Genomic DNA, 16,453 nt, shown 5'->3' with positions numbered 1-16,453 from the left:
CGGATCTCCTCGCCTCGCACCCGTCTGGCCAGTCCCACCGACACCATACGTTCACAGACCCCAGCGCAGCGCCGCGGTCCGGACGGGCGCGTCCCACAGCCGCAGCACTTCCTCGTCGGCCCGGCACAGCGTCACCGAACACCCCGCCATGTCCAGTGACGTGACGTAGTTGCCGACGAGGGCCCGCGCCACCGGCACACCGCGCTCGGCCAGCACCCGCGCCACCTCCGCGTGGAACCCGTACAGCTCCAGCAACGGTGTCGCCCCCATCCCGTTGACCAGGGCCAGCACCGGCCCGTCGGCCGGACCGATCTGCGCCAGCTCCTCCAGTACGGCGCCCACCGCGACCTCCGCGATCTCCCGCGCCGACATCATCGGGCGCCGCTCCCGGCCCGGTTCGCCGTGGATGCCGATGCCCAACTCCAGCTCCCCGTCCGGCAGGTCGAAGGTCGGGCTGCCCTTCGCGGGAGTGGTGCACGCGCTCAGCGCCACCCCGAAGCTCCGCGAGCACGCGTCGACCTGCCGGGCGAGCGCGGCGACCCGCTCCAGCGGCGCCCCCTCCTCGGCGGCCGCCCCGGCGATCTTCTCGACGAACAGGGTGGCCCCGGTGCCGCGGCGCCCGGCGGTGAACAGGCTGTCGGTCACCGCGACATCGTCGTCGACCAGGACGCGTTCGATCCGCAGACCGTCCTCCTCGGCGAGCTCGGCGGCCATCTCGAAATTCAGCACGTCCCCGGTGTAGTTCTTGACCACGAACAGCACCCCCTGGCCGGAGTCCACCGCCGCGGCCGCCCGCACCATCTGGTCGGGCACCGGCGAGGTGAACACCTCCCCGGGGCACGCGGCCGACAGCATTCCGTACCCCACGAACCCGGCGTGCAGCGGCTCGTGCCCAGACCCGCCCCCGGACACCACCCCGACCCGCCCGCCGGCCCGCGCGTCCCGCCGTACGACGACCCGCCGCTCCACGTCGACGTCCAGCTCGGGATGGGCGGCCGCCATCCCGCGCAGGGCGTCGGTGACCACGGTCTGCGGACTGTTGATCAGCATTCTCATGGGTATCTCCAGGTGAGGCTGACGGGTGACTCTCGGAACTGTCTTTGCAGGTCAGAGCCCACAGGTCCTGATGTTGATCTTTACGGTCCCTGGCGTCCGAAAGCGGGTGCTGGCGGTACCGATGCTGACCTCTTGCTGACTTCCATGATGACCCGTCAGGCCCTGTGTCGACTGTGCACTTCTCACTTCGACGGTAGGGCAGACCACCGCGCAGCGACGGGCAGACGGGGGTCTCGGGCGTGGCACCGGGCTCAGGTCGAGCCGCGACGCGGGCGCGCTGCTGATGGTCGGCGAGGCCGCCGTGTTCGATGACGGGCATTCCCTCGGACAGGCCGGGGTCGCGTTCGAGGACCGCCACCAGGTCGACTCCCGGCGGCCCGACTCCGGCGCTGCCCGAGTCACGTGATTACCTGACAAGTAATCAGTAAGGGGCAATTTCATGTAAGAGCCCTATGTGTCGTAGACATGATGCGCTGTCATATTCCTGCCAGATTGCCCCGTTCATCTCGTGCACCCATCAGGGGAAGGCAGGAAAATGGGCAGGTTCAGGTACGGAACCACGGCGTCGGCCATCGCGCTGGCCGCCTTGGGATCGCTCGCGGCCGCGGGAGGCACAGCCCACGCGGAAGCGGGTCAGGACACCATCGGCATGCTGAAGCAGGAGAAGACCCAGTGGTGCTGGGTCGCCTCCGGGCTCACCATCGCCAAGTTCCAGGGCTTCGGCTCCACACAGACGGACTTCTGCAACCGGGCCCAGCCCTACTACGGCTGCAACAACCAGCCCGCCACGCTCGACGACATGGCCAGGGGCTGGAGCAGCCTCGGCCTGACCCACACCGGCTCGGGCCTGAGCAGCGCGGCCACGTTCAATCAGGTGTACACCGACGTCAAGGCGGCCCGGCCGATCGGTGCCCGCATCGGGTGGACGTCCGGTGGTGGCCACATGAACGTGGTCTACGGCTTCGACACGTCGAACACCACGATCGCCGTGGCCGACCCGTGGCCGGACACCACCACGTACACGTGGTGGAACTACAACGACTACGTGAGCAACGGCTCGTCCAAGTGGACCCACTCCCGCATCGGTATCTCCCGCTAAGGCAGGCGACATGCGCGACACCATCGGCACCGAAATGTCCAGCAAGCGGGCGGCCTCTCGCTTCACCCGTCTGTCCCTCGTCATCGCCCTGAGCGCATCCGCACTGCTGTCCGTCGTCGGTCCGACGCACGCGGTCCCGGCCAAGGACCCGCTCCCGGCCGACATCCCCGACTACCAGGCCGCCCTCGACGCGGTGAAGTCCACCGACGTCCGCAACGCCGTCTGCCGCTTCCTGCGCACTCCGGTACCCACCGGCGACGCCGGCGGGCCGGTGCAGACGATCCCCGAAACGGCCGAGCCCTGCCAGGGCCTCCCGGTCTTCACGATCAAGGACCCGGTGGCACTGAACGAGATCACCCCCGGGTTCGTCGCAGGCACCGCCAAGCCGCTGCCCACCGAGGCGGTCAAGCTGACACAGCTGGTCTCCTCGCTGAGCACCACCGTCAACGGCCGCAACGCCACCGTCATGCTCGCCCCCACTCAGGGCGGCGGCTGGCACCTGGCAGCCGTGCGCGACGGCGACAGCGACGCCACGTACGCCGGCAAGGCCACCGTGGGCACGCTGGTCTTCACCGAGCCGCAGATCCGCGGCTGGTACCAGCTCAGGCTCACCACCGTCGAGCCCCTCAACGATCAGGCCCGGCAAGGACTGGGCGGCCAGGCGTCGGTGTCGCTCAGCGACTACCAGAAACTGGTCAAGGCCCGCTACGCCGACAAGCTGCCCGGCTCGGAGTACGACACCACGGGCTACTCCAGCGGCTACAGCCTCCAGCGCACGGAGGACGACGCCCCGTCCTCCACGCTGCTCCTTGCCGGCGGCTCCGGCACGGCACTCGCCCTGGCGGGCGGAGCCGTCGTGCTCCGCCGGCGCCGGCGCGCAAGCACCCGCTGAGCCCAACCCGTACGCCCCCTCGCTCCGTCCCGGCAGCCGGCCGGGACGGAGCGAATCCCCAACGTGCCGCCGAGGAAGAAGCCGCGGCCCAGGCGGCGGTTCACCGATCATTTCAAAGTCGAGATCGTGGAGCTCCGCCTGCGTGGGGACCGCTCGGTCCCCGAACCGGCGAGCAAGGCCCCGCAGGTGGCGGCTTGCGCGTCAGTCAACCGTAGCCGCGCTTCAGAACCACTCGACGATCTGTCCCTGAAGCCTCCCACCGGGGCGCTGCTGACGTCTGCGGGTACGGCATGGCCGTGGTGATCGCTCCCCGGAGGGGAAAGCGAAACGCCCCCACTTAAGGACTTAGGAGACATTTACGGGCATAGGGTGTTCTAGTGGTCACTGATACCCCGTCATCCGCGCCTCCCCCCTCCGCACCCGGCACCCCGTTCCGTGTCCTGCTGCCGCAGATCCTGCCCGCCCTCGTGGTCGGGGTGGTCTCGGGCCTGCTCTACCTCGGGATCACCGAGCTGTCCGAGCAGCTCAAGGACGTGGTGTGGGACACCGTCCCGGACGCATTGGGCATCGGCGGCTACTCCTCTCTCTGGATGATCGTCGTGCTGACCGCGACCGGTATCGCGGTGGGGCTGGTCGTCTGGAAGGTTCCCCGGCATGCGGGCCCCGACCCGGCCTCCACGGGGCTCGAAGGCCCTCCGCTGGCTCCGGCGGTCGTCCCTGGCCTGCTGGTGGCGAGCACGCTCGCGCTGGCAGGCGGGGTCAGCCTCGGACCGGAGAACCCGATCATCGCGGCCAACGTTGCACTGCTCTACTGGCTCGGCCGCAAGGTGGTGCCTGCCGCGCCAGGCGTATTTTGGGTCGCGCTCGCCACTTCCGCCACCATCGGTGCCCTCTTCGGCACCCCGGTGGCCGCTGCTCTGGTCATTTCCGAGGCCCTTACCCATCAGCCGGGCGGCCGAGGCTCGCTGTGGGACCGGCTCTTCGCGCCACTGGTCGCCGCCGGGGCCGGGGCGATGACCACCTCGCTGCTCACGGACTTCACCTTCGACTTGTCTCTGCCCGCAGTAACTGACCCCGGATGGGGCGACCTGCTCGCTGCAATGGTCGTGGCCACCGCCGCGGCCCTCCTCGGCCTCCTCTCCTGCTACGGATTCCCTTACATCCACAGCGCCTTCCGGCGGCTGCGCCACCCGATGCTGATGCTGCCCCTCGGCGGCCTGATCCTCGGCCTCCTAGGCACACTCGGCGGGCCTCTGACACTCTTCAAGGGCCTGGAGCAGGTCAAGGAACTCGCCTCGAACCTCGGTGGCTGGTCCTCCGGCGATCTGGCGAAGATGACAGCCGTCAAGCTCGCCGCCCTGCTGATCGCTACCTCCTGCGGCTTCCGGGGCGGCAGGATCTTCCCCGCCGTGTTCGTCGGTGCGGCCTTCGGTCTGTTCGCCCAGGTACTCGTACCGGAGATCCCCCCGGCCGTCGCCGTCTCCTCCGGCGTGCTCGGCGTGCTGCTCGCGACCACCCGGCAGGGCTGGGTGAGCCTCTTCACCGCCGCCGTCCTCGCCCCCCAGCCCTCGATGTTCCCCCTCCTCTGTCTCGCTACCCTGCCCGCCTGGCTGGTCGTCACCGGCCGCCCCCGGCTCGAACTGAACGAGTCCGGCGCTTCAAAGCGCTGAACGTCCGTAGGTGGTGGGCGGCGTGCCCACGCTTCACCGCGACCGTGACGAACACGTCTGGGGCGAGGGGGCCCGGGTGTTCGGCGTAGACCGCCCCGGCTCCGCTGAACCACCGGGCAGCGAAGGGCACCTTGCCGGCCCGACCTTGGAGCGAGGTGACCACCTCGTCGAACACCTTCAGTGGGCCGGTCGTCCCGCTGGGGACGGCACCCAGCGGGCCGCTCGTGCAACAGTCTCCATTCCGCACGCGCCGAGGTGCCGACACGACCGCATCGAACGGGAAATCGAGCATGCTCATTGGAGCCGCCGAACGGGTCTCACCCTGCGGCGGTGGTCGGGACGGGACCGATGAGGACGACGGTGTCCCCCTCCTGGGGGCGGCCGGCTTCCTCTCCGTGACGGGGTCGAGCCGGTGATCGGCGCGTACCACGAAGAGCGTGTCGTGGTCCGGCGGGAGTGGGGCGCCGGCCGGCTGCATCGTGAACCGGGCTCCCCGCGCTTAGCGCTCGGCGAGGACCTGTCGGAGCAAGGAGGAGCCGAAGAGAATGTCGCCGCCGGTAGAGGGAGCAACCACGCCGTGGCTGTCGTGTGCTGGTCCGACCCGGTAGACGGGCCCCTCGACGTTGTCCTGCATCACGATCGAGGCCAGGACTTGTGGGTGGGAACGACGTTCTCCAAGGGCTCTCCAGCGAGGTGGTGCAGGATCTGGGTGCGGATCAGCCGGAGTGCCCGCGGCAGAAAGGCCGAGCTGTTGCCTCCGACGTGAGGACTGATGAGCGTGTGGGGGGCGTGCCACAGCGGATGGCCGGGCGGGAGAGGCTCTGGGTCGGTGACGTCCAGGGCGGCGTGCAGTCTGCCGACCGTGAGTTCCGCGAGCAGTGCGTCGGTGTCCACGACGGCGCCCCTGGAGACGTTCACCAGCAGGGATTGATCCGGCATGCGGGCGAGAAAGTGAGCGTCGACCAGGCCGCGTGTTTCTTCGGTCAGAGGGACCGTGAGGATCACGACGTCGGCCTGGGGCAAGAGTTCGGGTAGGTCGTCGAGTGGGTGGACGGGGCCGCGCGGGGTTGAACGGGCTCTTCGGGCGACTCGCAGGAATGCGCACTCGAAGGGGGCGATCCGGTCCTCGATCGCGGTGGCGATGGAGCCGTAGCCGATGAGCATGACCGTACGGTCGGCCAGCGCGGGACGGTGGCCGGTCCGCCACTCCTCGGCGTCCTGGCCGCGCGCGAAGTCGGGGATGCCCCGGAGTGACGCGAGAGCGAGCGTCACGGCCAGTTCGGCGGTGCTGGTGTCATGGACGCCCCTGGCGTTGCAGAGCGTGACGCCGGCGGGAACGAATTTCGCGAGGTCGTCGACGCCGGCCGAAAGGGACTGGACGACTCTCAGCCGCGGCGCGCTCGCAAGGATGGGCACGGCGGCGTCTGTGCGGCCGTATGGGATGACAAGGAATTCCACCGTTGAGAGGCTTTCCGCGTCCGGCGGGCTGCCGGCGCCGTCCCACACCGTGACGGGCAGACCATCGGGAATGCCAGGCACATCTGATGCCGGATACGGCAACAGGAACCGGGCGGCGCTTCGATCAGCGGGACGGTCCAAGGAACTCACGGGCTGAACCTAGACCATTCGCCATAAATGATCGGTGCGGACTCGACCGACATCGTCCGCATAATTTCCGTTCGGGTGAACCCGGAGAGTAGGCCGAGGCAATGCTCGTTGCGGGCGCGTATTGCTTTTCCGGCCCCGAGAATGGTTTACCACCCGGGGCCTGTATCGCCCCGTCCACGCGGGTCGCCGTCTGGGCCTGCGTCCTGGCGCACACGGTCGTTTCCAGAGGTTCGCGAGCAGATTCGGCACGTGGGAAGGCGCTGCCGACCGTTGCGACGTGGCACGCGTGACCAGGCTGCCGGATAGTGGACGCAGGGGGCTTCCTCGGAGACCTCGGAGCCGCAATGGATCGCTACCCTCCCATCGCCGAGCACGGGCTGGTGGGCGACCTTCAGACCGCGGCGCTCGTGTCGTCGCAGACTGGTTCGCAGGTGGTGATGTCCTGGACGCCTCGTTGCTGCTCATGCCCATGGTCGGGTTCATCGCTCCCCGGGACAAGGCCTGGCTCTCCACGCTCGACGCGATGGACCGCAAACTCGTCTCCGACAGCCTTGTCTACCGGTACGACCCGGCGGCATCGCCGGACGGGCTGCGCGGTTCGGAAGGCACCTTCAGCCTGTGCACCTTCCTCTACGTCGATGCTCTGGCAAGGGCGGGGCGGGTGTCCCAGGCCCGCTACACCTTCGCTGTCTCCTGGGGAGCATCATGGACTCAGCTCCTGAGACGCCGCCGGTCGTGGTGGTCATGGGTGTCGCGGGGTCCGGAAAGTCCACCGTGGGGGCCCTGCTGGCACAACGGCTCGCGCTGCCGTTCCTGGAGGGGGACGACCTGCACCCGCCGGCGAACCGGGCCAAGATGGCTTCCGGTCAGCCGCTGGACGACCAGGACCGCCGCCCGTGGCTGCTGGCCCTCGCCGCCTGGATCCGGGAGGCGACCGCCTCCGGCCGGGGCGGGGTCATGGCCTGCTCGGCGCTGAAGCGCGAGTACCGGGACGAGTTCCGCCGGGCCGGCGCGAACGTCCGGTTTCTGCACCTGGCGCTCGACGCGGCCACCGCTGAACGACGGGTCACCGGACGTCCGGGCCACTTCATGCCCGCGCGGCTGGAGGAGTCCCAGTACGCCGCCCTCGAGCCCCTGCGCCCCGACGAACCGGGGCTGACCGTGGATGCCGCGGCTACCCCCGAATCCATCGTCGACGAGGTGGTGAAGACCCTGCCGAGGACCCGGTGAATTCTTCCCTCCGCGTCATCCGGACTCCTCCCGAGTCGCCGCTCCCGAGGAGGGCGGGTAATTTCGAAAGAGTCACCGAGTCCGGCCGCGCGGCTGCGCTCCGTAGGCCGTAGCACCGCAACCCTCATCCCGGCCGCAACCCTCATGTCGGCCGATACGGCCAGCACGGCAGGCGACTCCGGGAACGGGACCTCCGCATGGCCGACGATCAGCACTACGACGTCGTCATCGTCGGTACAGGAGCGGGCGGCGGCACACTCGCCCACCGGCTGGCCCCCACCGGCAAGCGGATCCTGATCCTGGAGCGCGGCGGCTACCTTCCCCGGGAGCGGGACAACTGGGACTCCACCGCCGTCTTCGTCAAGGGCAAGTACCGCGCCCCCGAATTCTGGTACGACAAGCACGGTGATGCCTTCGCGCCCGAGGTCGACTACTACGTCGGGGGCAACACCAAGTTCTACGGCGCCGCGCTTTTCCGCCTCCGCCCCGAGGACTTCGGTGAGTTGCGCCATCACGACGGCATCTCGCCGGCCTGGCCGATCCGCTACGGGGATCAGGAGCCGTACTACACGGAGGCGGAACAGCTGTATCTGGTGCACGGCCGGCACGGCGAGGACCCCACCGAAGGCCCGACCGGTCGCACCGTCACACGCGTCGTCGCCGAGCTGGGCGACGGGTCGACCGAGGGCTTCAGCGCCGGCATCGTCGTCGTCGCCTGTGGCGCAGTCAACTCGGCCGCACTGCTGTTGCGTTCGGCGAACGACAGACATCCCGGGGGTCTGGCCAACAGCTCGGACGTGGTGGGACGCCACTACATGCGGCACAACAACCTGGCGCTGATGGCGGTGTCGAAAGAGCCGAACCCCACCAAGTTCCAGAAGACACTCGCGCTGAACGACTGGTACCTCGGGGCGGACGACTGGGACTTCCCGCTCGGCGGCATCCAGATGCTCGGCAAGTCCGGCGCCGACCAGATCCACGGCGAGGCGCCGCGCTGGGTCGGCGCCGTCACCCCGGACATGCCGTTCGAGATGCTCGCGCACCACGCCGTCGACTTCTGGCTCTGCGGGGAGGACCTGCCGCTGCCCGAAAGCCGAGTCACCCTCGACGAGAACGGCGACATCCACCTGGCCCTCGACGAGAAGAACAACATCGCCGGGCTGGGGCGCCTCCAGCACAAGCGTCAGGGGACGCTCGGTCACCTGGGCATGCACGAGCATCACCTGTTGTCGCACAGCATCTACCTGCACAAGGGCATGCCCATCGGGGCCACCGCCCACCAGGCCGGTACGGTCCGGTTCGGCGCCGACCCCCGCAGCTCGGCCCTGGACGCCGACTGCAAGGCCCACGACCTCGACAACCTCTACGTCGTGGACACGAGCTTCTTTCCCAGCATCGGCGCGGTGAACCCGTCGCTCACCGCCATCGCCAACGCCCTGCGGGTCGGTGATCATCTTGCGGCCCGTCTGAACTGACCCGAACCGGTGCGCACCCTGGGACCGCGTGCGTCACCCGTCACAGGTCGTCCCCGGGGGCGGGGCCGGCCCGGGTGTCGGCGTCGGTGAGCGGCTCCAGCTGCCCCAGGGTGTCGAGACGGTACAGCACCACGAGCGCCGGACCGACGAGAACGATCGCGATGAGCGTGACGATACCCAGCCAGTTGAGGGTGGGAGCCGCGCCGGCCGCCTCGGTCACGGTCAGCGATGTGGGAAGCAGGTAGGGCCGCTGAGCCATGCCCCATGCGCCGACCGTGAGGGCGACGCTTCCGACGGCGGTCCAGCGGGACCAGAGACGCGATGTCCGGTCGGCACGGCAACCGCACCCCCGCCCGCCCGCCGCCCGCCCACGACGCGACGAAACCACCCCCGTCGTGACAGCGCACCGCGGCACGCGCGAGGCCCCCGTTTTGCCCGGTGTCACACCGCCGGGCTATGGCGTCACGTTGATCACCGTGCGGACCGGGATGGAGGTGCGTCGAAGCGGAGCGCGTCCTTCACCGCCTCCTCTGCCTCGTCGACACCTCCGGTACCGACACCACGAGCGGCGGCCTGGGCAATGACATCCGCCGCCCCCGCCGGACACCGAACCCGGTGGTGTGCGTGTCGGTACCAGTGCCGGGAGGGCGGCCGATGAGCGGCCGGGGGTGCGGCGGACGGGCGAGCACACACAGCCGGCGGTTCACTGCATTCAAGACCGGCCACGTGCTGTGAGATCCGGCCATTTTGGATCTCGGAGGCTGCGGTGGGCGTGTTGCCGGTAACCGGCTTGCCCCAAGGGCGTTGGGCTGGTGTATCCACCTGGCGTCGGGGGCGGTCCAAGATGCACGGGCATCCCGTACCTCGACGGTTCCGCGTCCTCGCGGAACCGCGCCCGGCGGCCGAACGCCGTTCGCGCCCTCGCGCACCGGCTGGCGCAGGCCACCTGCCTAGTACTTGAGCGCTGCTCACGCAGACCCCCAGGAGTTGTTGCATGTCCACGCAGCCGCAGTCCGGTCACGGCAATCCGCACCAGCCGGACGGCTACCAGCCCCCGCCGAAGCAGGGCATGAGCACGGGCCTCAAGGTGGCGCTGGGCTGCGGTATCCCCGCAGTCCTCGGTCTGATTCTGATCGGCGGCTGTGGGCTGCTGTTCACCAAGGCCGCCAGTGATGCGGGCAAGGAGCTCGACAAGAACCACGATTCCGCGGCCGTCGCTCCCGGGGGCGCCGCACAGGGCGGTGGCAGCTCGAAGGTCGACGAGCCGGACATCACCAAAGATGTGAAGGTCACGTCCTGCAAGGTGAAGGCCGGCGAGTACGGCATCAAGGAACTCGACCTCAAGATCGAGTACATCAACAGCGGTGACCGTCGGTTCAACTACCTGGCCGAGGGCGAGATCACCGTTAACGGTGAGAAGAAGAGCGACATCTTTTCCACCGGCCAGAACCTTGCACCCGGCCAGAAGTACACGGACGACGACGCCGGGGCCCTGGCGTTCGACGTGGCCAAGTCCGCGAAGTCCGGTGACAAGATCGAGTGCAAGCTGATCAAGGTCTCCCGCAACTCCTACTGAGAGACTGCAGAGCCGATAAGTGCCGCAGCTGGGAATGCGTCTGCCGTCGTACCCAATGACGCACTCAGACGGGCGTGGAGGAGATTCGCAGAGCCAAGCGGCATCCCTGCGATCTGAAGCACAGGTGAACAAGGGCCTGCAGCGTTGCCGAGTTTGGCCGTTCTCGCACGAGCGCAGGATCGGTGCACGACCACACCGAGCGGGCCCCCAGCCGGAACGCTGCGAGCCTGGCTCGTCAAAAGGAATCCCGCACGGGGCGACGCGTGCGGCGCCTCCGCGCCACTGTCCACCGGGGTGACAGGGCCCCCTGGGCCCGGGCAAGCCCGCCAGGTCGCGGACCACTCGGCCGTCGTCGGCCCCAGACGCCGGGTTCACGACTTCTCAGTGAAGGCTCTACGCAGCCAGGACGACGTCGAGGAGTACCTTCTTGAGCGTGTCGAAGGCATTCTGCTGAGTGGCGAGGCCTGTGCGCCGCTCCTCCACGGCCTGGACGAAGTCGTCGACCACGGCTGGTGAGAGGTGTTGACCCGGCGGGACTCCAGGCTGGGCAGCACGTGGTTGTCCAGCAGCCGGCCCACGGGGCGGATCGTGCCCGGCGCGAAGTGGCGCTGCCGGGGGAGCCACGCGGCGGTGTACTCCCCGAACCGCTGCTTGCCCAGCTCGCGCTTCTCCAGCGCCTGGCGCTGCGGAGTGTCCTGCTTCTGCTGGAACACCTTCGTCATGCGGTCAAGGGCGTCCTGCCGGGTTGCGCAGCCCGTCTCCTCGCGCTGTCGGCCAGGACGAGCAGGGTCATCGCGCGTCGGCGGAGTCCTCGCGGGCCGCGAGGTGATCGGTGGAGGGAGCCGCTGCCGAGGCGTGCAGCAGCAGGTCGCGCAGTGCCGTGGCGGCGTCGGACGGATCGGTGGGGGTGAGGACGACCTGGTCGGCGGTGGTCGAAGGGCCGGTGAGGGGGATGATCCGCAGACCGGGTGGCTGGTGGTCGAGGGCGGATTCGACGGCGATGCCGATGCCCGTTCCGGCGGCGACATGAGCGGCGATGGCGTGCACGCTGTCGGCGGTCCTGATGATGCGCAGGTCGGCTCCGCCGATGTGGAAGGCCGACAGGAGGCGGTCGCAGAGACCGCTGTTGATCTGGTGGGGCCAGGTGAGCAGGCCGGTGGTGGACAGTTCGGCCGCGCTCAGCTCGGCGTGCCCGGCGAGGGGATGGGCCGCGGGTACGAGTGCCATGAAGCGCTCGGTGGACAGCACCCTCGCGCGTACTCCGGTGACGTCGCCGGTCGCCCAGCCGATGCCCAGGCCGATCGTCTCCGCCCGCAGGGCGGTGAGCTGGGCCGTGGTCGGCATGGTCTCCGGCACGATCGTCACGTCGGGGAAACGGTCGCGCAGTTGCGGCAGGCAGCGCAACAGCAGCTGGTGGCCGGTGTATTCGGCGTGGGCGACGACCAGGGTGGTGCCGCTGGGCTCGCCCGCGGCCAGGGAGCGTCCGCGCTGCTGGAAGCGGCGCAGCTGGGCCAGGGTGGCGTGGGCGTCGGGCAGCAGCGCTTCGCCGAGACCGGTCAGTGACACGCGGCGGCTGGTGCGGTGGAACAGCCGCCCGCCCAGGGTGCTTTCCAGCCGCCTGACGGCGTCGCTGACGGTGGGCTGCCCCCGGTGCAGGCGCGCGGCGGCGCGGCCGAAGTGGAGCTCTTCCGCGACCGCGACGAATGCTTCCAGTTCCATTCTGTCCACGAGGCCAGACTAACGCGATCGATCGGTGCGACCGATCGCTGCGTGCCGAAGTTCGGCGTTGATGCCGTGGCGTACGGAGGCTGTGATGGGTGGGCAAGCAGAGATCTCCCCACGACCGGAAGTAGCGAAGAGCACATGACAGTCAATGAAGTTGCCCGTGAGTACGATGCGCCGACGGCCACGGTGACGGTGACGGTGGTCCACCACTCGGTGCACGGGCACACCCAGGTCCTGGCCGAGCACCTCGCCGACGGGGCGCGGATGGTGCCGGGAGCCCGGGTGCATCTCGTCGAGATCCGGCCGGAGGACGTCATCGCGGGCCGTTGGCACGATGCGGAGGTACTGGCGCTGCTCGACCGTTCCGATGCGATCGTCTTCGGCTGCCCGACGTTGATGGGCAGCGTATCGGCGGTGTTCAAGGCGTTCATGGAGGCGGCGTTCACGCCGTTCACGACGCAGGCGTGGAAGGACAAGCTGGCCGGAGCGTTCACCATGTCCGCCTCGCAGAGCGGTGACAAGCTCGCGGTCCTGGAGCAACTGGCGGTCTTCGGCGCGCAGATGGGCATGCAGTGGATCGGCGTGGGTGACATGCCGGGCAACAACTGGAGCGGTGGCACCCGCGACGATGTGAACCGGCTGGGCTCGTGGCTGGGCCTGATGAGCCAGAGCCACGCCGACCAGGGGCCGGAGCAGGCCGGATCGCGCGGCGACCTGATCACCGCGGAGCGGTACGGCGAGCGGATCGCCCGGCTGACTCAGCGTTGGGTCAACGCCGTGCCGTACGACACGCCCCGGATGACCGAACACGAGGCCCGCGCCCTGTCGGCCTCCTTCAGGGAGACGGGCGACGCACCGGCAGTGCTGACCGGCGCCTGACCTCGTAGACCGCCCCGCACGGCGGCAGCGGACGCAGTTCGCCGGAGCGGGCCCGGGCCGGCGCCCTGGCCGAAGCCCTCGCGGGCCAGGTGGAGCAGGCGGGCTCCCCCCCCCCGCCCGCAGCGGCGCCGGCCGGGCGGTCAGGCGTGCAGGACGCCGGTGCCCAGCAGCCCGAAGAGGAGTACGCCGATGACGATCCGGTAGACGACGAAGGCGTTGAACGAGTGCTTGGCGACGAACTTCAGGAGCCAGGCGATCGAGGCGTAGGCGACGGCGAAGGACACGGCGGTGCCGACGGCCAGGGGGAGGGCGTCGATGCCGACGCCTAGGGCGTCCTTGAGCTCGTAGAGGCCCGCGCCGGTCAGGGCGGGGATGCCGAGGAAGAAGGACAGGCGGGTGGCCGCGACCCGCTCCAGGTCGAGGATGAGGCCGGTGGACATGGTGGCGCCGGATCGGGAGAAGCCCGGGAAGAGCAGGGCGAGGATCTGGGAGGAGCCGACCAGCATGGCGTCCCTGAGGTCGGTGTCGTCCTCGCCGCGCTTGTGGCGGCCCATCCGGTCGGCCGCCCACATCAGGCCGCTGCCGACGATCAGCGATCCGGCCACCACCCACAGGGAGGCGAGCGGCCCTTCGATCAGCGGCTTCGCCGCGAGCCCCACGACCACGATGGGGACGGTGGCGTAGATGACCCACCAGGCGAACTTGTAGTCGTGGTGGTAGCGCTCCTCACGGTCGGCCAGTCCGCGGCCCCAGGCGGAGACGATGCGCACGATGTCGTGGAAGAAGTAGACGAGGACCGCCGCGATCGCGCCGACCTGGATGACGGCGGTGAAGGCCACGACGGACTTGTCGTCGACGGGGATGCCCATCAGCCCTTCGGTGATCTTGAGGTGGCCGGTGGACGAGACCGGCAGGAACTCCGTCACCCCTTCCACGATGCCCAGGACCACGGCCTGCCCCACACTGATCGCGCTCACGTGCCTTCACCTTCGTTCGATGGGACGGCGCCGGACTTCCGGCGCCGGAGGAGAATCAGGAACATCCCGAGCAGCCCGGCCCACAGGGCGGTCAGCAGCCACCCCGCCAGGACATCGGTGGGCCAGTGCATGCCGAGGTAGACACGGCTGACGCCCACGGCCGCCGCCCACAGCGCCGGCATCACCAGGAGCGGCCGCCGCGCCCGGCCCCGCACCGCCCGGTGCACCCCGGCGGTGAGGAGGACCGCCACGGCCGCGGAGGTCGTGGTGTGCCCCGAGGGCATGGCGTATCCGTCGGCCGACCACGCCCACTCGTCGGCCGCGGGCCGGGGCCGGGCGAGCCACGACGCCAGGGCGATGCGCGGCAGTTGCACCGATACCAGTGCCAGGGCCCCCGCCAGCGCCCCGCGCCAACGGTGCGCCCTGACGGTCATGGCCCCGGCGAGCGCCGCCAGCAGGTAGGCGGGCACTCCGCTTCCCGTCACGGTGACCGCCACGGCCCATCCGACCGCCCAGCGAGTGCGGTGCTCCAGCACCCAGCGGTGCAGGACCTCGTCCACCCCGAACGGCGTGCCGTGCGCCGCGCAGGCCGACGCGACCAGCGCCGCCAGCAGCATCGAGCACACCAGCACCGGTAGGGCGGGCAGCCACCACGGTTTGCCGACGGTGCCGGGTGCGGCAGCGGGGACGGAGGTCATCGGGCGTCCTGTCCGGACAGACCGCCACGGCGGCACGGTCGGTGGGCATGGGGCATGGGGCACGGGGCGCGGGGCGCGGGAGGGGCACTGTTTTTGGTCAGGGAGGGGTGAGCGCGCCCCACAGGAGCAGCGACACCAGGTCGTGGGCGGGCAGGGTTTCCGCAGGGCCGGACGGAGCGCCCGACAGGACCATCGACTGGAACACCCGGGCGAGGTGCTCCGGGGGCATTCTGAGAAGCTCACTCTCCGGTTCGAACAGGGTCGTCAGCGCTTGCCGGAGCGACGCGAGCTCTTCTTCGTGCCGGGCGTGCCCGTCGGTGCCCTCCCAGGGCCCGGAGAGCCCGGTCCGGTTCACGGGTATGGCATCGGCGAGCAGGAGTACGCGGGTTGCGTAGCTGCGCAGATGTACGGCGGCCGAGGCCAGTCGGGCTTCGAGTGGCCGCGTCAGGTCGATCGCGGTGATGGCCGCCACTGCTTCGTCCGCCCTGAGGGCCTCGGCCGCACAGGCTGCGAGCAGGGCGGTCTTGTCGGGGAACGCGGTGAAGACCGCCGCTGTCGGGACCCCCGCGGCCCGGGCGACCATCGAGGTGGTGACCGACATGCCGTGCCTCACGACCAGGGGCAGCGCTGCGGCGACGATCAGCGCGTGACCGGGGTGCTCGGTCATTTTCCGTCCGGAGGGGTCAGGGGCCGGGGCGGGCCGGCCGGTGAGCGCAGGTGGCGGGTTCGGGCGACCGCCGCCACCGGCAGGGGCCCCGGCGCCTTCGCGGCCGGCCCGTCCAGGGCGACCAGGCTCAACGCGCACTTCCGTTCGGGGTGCGGGGGCCCCGCCGGCGGATCATTTCGACGGCCACCGGAGTGAGGGAGACGAGGACGACGAGGGCCACGATCGGCAGGAGGTAGCGGTCGACGTCGGGCACGGAGGAGCCGAGGGCGTATCCGGTGAGGACGAGGCCCACGGTCCAGAGGAGCCCGCCCACGACCTGCCAGAGGGTGAAGACGCGGGCCGGCACGCCGAGGGCTCCGGCCAGGGGATTGAGCACGGTGCGCACCACCGGTACGAAGCGGGCCAGCACGACGGCCTTGGCGTGGCCGTAGCGGTGGAGGAGTTCCTCGGCGCGCTCGGCTCCGTCGTGGAGTTTTCGACTGCGGCTACGGGCGAGCAGGGCGCGGCCGCCGCGTCGGCCGATCAGGTAGCCCACTTGCGCGCCGAGGAGCGCGCCGATGACGGCGAAGGCCAGTACCTGGGGCAGTGAGAGGTGGACGGGGCGGTTCCCGCCCGGCACGCAGAGCAGGCCCGCGGTGAACAGGAGGGAGTCGCCGGGCAGGAAGAAGCCGACCAGGAGGCCGGTCTCGGCGAAGAGGACGACGGCGATGCCGAGCGCACCGAATGCGGACAACAGGGATCCGGCGTCGAGCAGGTTCACGGCCTGTGGCACTGCCATCTGGGCGGATAGGGCCATGGTGGACGGCTCCCCTGAGGTGAGTGGACCGGGGCGGTGACGGCGTCGTCGACTACAGTCATGTAGACGGTCTACGTCACTGTAGACGATTGTTGTGGTGAGGAG

Annotated in this window: 16 protein-coding genes and 1 pseudogene; 8 read left to right on the top strand and 9 right to left on the bottom strand. The window is 69.9% G+C overall.

Going from position 1 to position 16,453, the window contains the following annotated elements:
- Positions 1-51: 51 nt before the first annotated feature.
- Positions 52-1,056, bottom strand: coding sequence for a dihydroxyacetone kinase subunit DhaK (gene dhaK / locus ACZ4YL_RS22290; protein ID WP_468118706.1), 1,005 nt, complete (start codon positions 1,054-1,056; stop codon positions 52-54).
- Positions 1,057-1,591: 535 nt separating this feature from the next.
- Here dhaK and ACZ4YL_RS22285 point away from each other — a divergent pair.
- The 3 genes from ACZ4YL_RS22285 to ACZ4YL_RS22275 all read left to right on the top strand — a co-directional run bounded on the left by ACZ4YL_RS22285 (position 1,592) and on the right by ACZ4YL_RS22275 (position 4,717).
- Positions 1,592-2,155 (top strand): papain-like cysteine protease family protein, encoded by a 564-nt coding sequence (locus ACZ4YL_RS22285; RefSeq protein ID WP_468118704.1) that lies wholly within the window; start codon positions 1,592-1,594, stop codon positions 2,153-2,155.
- A gap of 10 nt (positions 2,156-2,165) precedes the next feature.
- The gene (locus ACZ4YL_RS22280) at positions 2,166-3,047 is read left to right on the top strand and encodes a hypothetical protein (RefSeq protein ID WP_468118703.1); all 882 of its coding nucleotides are present in this window, start codon (positions 2,166-2,168) and stop codon (positions 3,045-3,047) included.
- Positions 3,048-3,424: 377 nt separating this feature from the next.
- Positions 3,425-4,717 (top strand): ion channel protein, encoded by a 1,293-nt coding sequence (locus ACZ4YL_RS22275; protein WP_468118701.1) that lies wholly within the window; start codon positions 3,425-3,427, stop codon positions 4,715-4,717.
- A gap of 633 nt (positions 4,718-5,350) precedes the next feature.
- Here ACZ4YL_RS22275 and ACZ4YL_RS22270 read toward each other — a convergent pair.
- On the bottom strand, positions 5,351-6,325 hold the full coding sequence (locus tag ACZ4YL_RS22270; protein WP_468118699.1) for a 2-hydroxyacid dehydrogenase: 975 nt from the start codon (positions 6,323-6,325) through the stop codon (positions 5,351-5,353).
- 430 nt (positions 6,326-6,755) lie between these two features.
- On the opposite strand from ACZ4YL_RS22270, the pseudogene ACZ4YL_RS22265 reads away from it, so the two are divergent.
- The 3 genes and pseudogenes from ACZ4YL_RS22265 to ACZ4YL_RS22255 all read left to right on the top strand — a co-directional run.
- Positions 6,756-7,010, top strand: a pseudogene (locus ACZ4YL_RS22265) (glycoside hydrolase family 15 protein); the annotation flags it as partial.
- 20 nt (positions 7,011-7,030) lie between these two features.
- Positions 7,031-7,555 carry a gluconokinase gene (locus ACZ4YL_RS22260; protein WP_468118697.1) on the top strand — a complete coding sequence of 175 codons (525 nt, stop codon included), beginning with the start codon at positions 7,031-7,033 and terminating at the stop codon, positions 7,553-7,555.
- Between the two features lie 197 nt (positions 7,556-7,752).
- Positions 7,753-9,030, top strand: a complete 1,278-nt coding sequence (locus tag ACZ4YL_RS22255; protein WP_468118695.1) for a GMC oxidoreductase — start codon at positions 7,753-7,755, stop codon at positions 9,028-9,030.
- 40 nt (positions 9,031-9,070) lie between these two features.
- Here ACZ4YL_RS22255 and ACZ4YL_RS22250 read toward each other — a convergent pair whose 3' ends face one another.
- Positions 9,071-9,418, bottom strand: a complete 348-nt coding sequence (locus tag ACZ4YL_RS22250; protein ID WP_468118694.1) for a cytochrome d ubiquinol oxidase subunit II — start codon at positions 9,416-9,418, stop codon at positions 9,071-9,073.
- 606 nt (positions 9,419-10,024) lie between these two features.
- On the opposite strand from ACZ4YL_RS22250, the gene ACZ4YL_RS22245 reads away from it, so the two are divergent.
- The gene (locus tag ACZ4YL_RS22245) at positions 10,025-10,606 is read left to right on the top strand and encodes a DUF4190 domain-containing protein (RefSeq protein ID WP_468118692.1); all 582 of its coding nucleotides are present in this window, start codon (positions 10,025-10,027) and stop codon (positions 10,604-10,606) included.
- A 371-nt stretch (positions 10,607-10,977) separates the two neighbouring features.
- Here the strand turns inward: ACZ4YL_RS22245 and ACZ4YL_RS22240 are convergent, their stop codons facing one another.
- On the bottom strand, positions 10,978-11,328 hold the full coding sequence (locus ACZ4YL_RS22240; RefSeq protein WP_468118690.1) for a hypothetical protein: 351 nt from the start codon (positions 11,326-11,328) through the stop codon (positions 10,978-10,980).
- Between the two features lie 67 nt (positions 11,329-11,395).
- Positions 11,396-12,325, bottom strand: coding sequence for a LysR family transcriptional regulator (locus ACZ4YL_RS22235; RefSeq protein ID WP_468118951.1), 930 nt, complete (start codon positions 12,323-12,325; stop codon positions 11,396-11,398).
- A 144-nt stretch (positions 12,326-12,469) separates the two neighbouring features.
- On the opposite strand from ACZ4YL_RS22235, the gene ACZ4YL_RS22230 reads away from it, so the two are divergent.
- Positions 12,470-13,210 carry a flavodoxin family protein gene (locus tag ACZ4YL_RS22230; protein ID WP_468118688.1) on the top strand — a complete coding sequence of 247 codons (741 nt, stop codon included), beginning with the start codon at positions 12,470-12,472 and terminating at the stop codon, positions 13,208-13,210.
- A gap of 140 nt (positions 13,211-13,350) precedes the next feature.
- Here ACZ4YL_RS22230 and ACZ4YL_RS22225 read toward each other — a convergent pair whose 3' ends face one another.
- The 4 genes from ACZ4YL_RS22225 to ACZ4YL_RS22210 all read right to left on the bottom strand — a co-directional run bounded on the left by ACZ4YL_RS22225 (position 13,351) and on the right by ACZ4YL_RS22210 (position 16,330).
- Positions 13,351-14,187 (bottom strand): undecaprenyl-diphosphate phosphatase, encoded by an 837-nt coding sequence (locus tag ACZ4YL_RS22225; RefSeq protein WP_468118686.1) that lies wholly within the window; start codon positions 14,185-14,187, stop codon positions 13,351-13,353.
- Positions 14,184-14,885, bottom strand: a complete 702-nt coding sequence (locus tag ACZ4YL_RS22220; RefSeq protein ID WP_468118684.1) for a phosphatase PAP2 family protein — start codon at positions 14,883-14,885, stop codon at positions 14,184-14,186. Before ACZ4YL_RS22220 ends, ACZ4YL_RS22225 begins: the two co-directional genes overlap by 4 nt.
- A 97-nt stretch (positions 14,886-14,982) precedes the next feature.
- On the bottom strand, positions 14,983-15,552 hold the full coding sequence (locus ACZ4YL_RS22215) for a TetR/AcrR family transcriptional regulator (RefSeq protein WP_468118683.1): 570 nt from the start codon (positions 15,550-15,552) through the stop codon (positions 14,983-14,985).
- A gap of 127 nt (positions 15,553-15,679) precedes the next feature.
- Positions 15,680-16,330 carry a DedA family protein gene (locus ACZ4YL_RS22210; protein ID WP_468118682.1) on the bottom strand — a complete coding sequence of 217 codons (651 nt, stop codon included), beginning with the start codon at positions 16,328-16,330 and terminating at the stop codon, positions 15,680-15,682.
- Between the last annotated feature and the right edge of the window lie 123 nt (positions 16,331-16,453).

The organism is Streptomyces sp. NPDC030021, assembly GCF_055574035.1.
Note: the sequence above shows the minus strand (reverse complement) of the source record. Positions and strands in the feature narration are given on the sequence as shown.

Coding starts and splice junctions, on each gene's coding strand:
- dhaK (WP_468118706.1), bottom strand. CDS start 1,056: ATGAGAATGCTGATCAACAGTCCGCAGACCGTGGTCACCGACGCCCTG.
- ACZ4YL_RS22285 (WP_468118704.1), top strand. CDS start 1,592: ATGGGCAGGTTCAGGTACGGAACCACGGCGTCGGCCATCGCGCTGGCC.
- ACZ4YL_RS22280 (WP_468118703.1), top strand. CDS start 2,166: ATGCGCGACACCATCGGCACCGAAATGTCCAGCAAGCGGGCGGCCTCT.
- ACZ4YL_RS22260 (WP_468118697.1), top strand. CDS start 7,031: ATGGACTCAGCTCCTGAGACGCCGCCGGTCGTGGTGGTCATGGGTGTC.
- ACZ4YL_RS22255 (WP_468118695.1), top strand. CDS start 7,753: ATGGCCGACGATCAGCACTACGACGTCGTCATCGTCGGTACAGGAGCG.
- ACZ4YL_RS22245 (WP_468118692.1), top strand. CDS start 10,025: ATGTCCACGCAGCCGCAGTCCGGTCACGGCAATCCGCACCAGCCGGAC.
- ACZ4YL_RS22240 (WP_468118690.1), bottom strand. CDS start 11,328: ATGACGAAGGTGTTCCAGCAGAAGCAGGACACTCCGCAGCGCCAGGCG.
- ACZ4YL_RS22235 (WP_468118951.1), bottom strand. CDS start 12,325: ATGGAACTGGAAGCATTCGTCGCGGTCGCGGAAGAGCTCCACTTCGGC.
- ACZ4YL_RS22230 (WP_468118688.1), top strand. CDS start 12,470: ATGACAGTCAATGAAGTTGCCCGTGAGTACGATGCGCCGACGGCCACG.
- ACZ4YL_RS22220 (WP_468118684.1), bottom strand. CDS start 14,885: ATGACCTCCGTCCCCGCTGCCGCACCCGGCACCGTCGGCAAACCGTGG.
- ACZ4YL_RS22215 (WP_468118683.1), bottom strand. CDS start 15,552: ATGACCGAGCACCCCGGTCACGCGCTGATCGTCGCCGCAGCGCTGCCC.
- ACZ4YL_RS22210 (WP_468118682.1), bottom strand. CDS start 16,330: ATGGCAGTGCCACAGGCCGTGAACCTGCTCGACGCCGGATCCCTGTTG.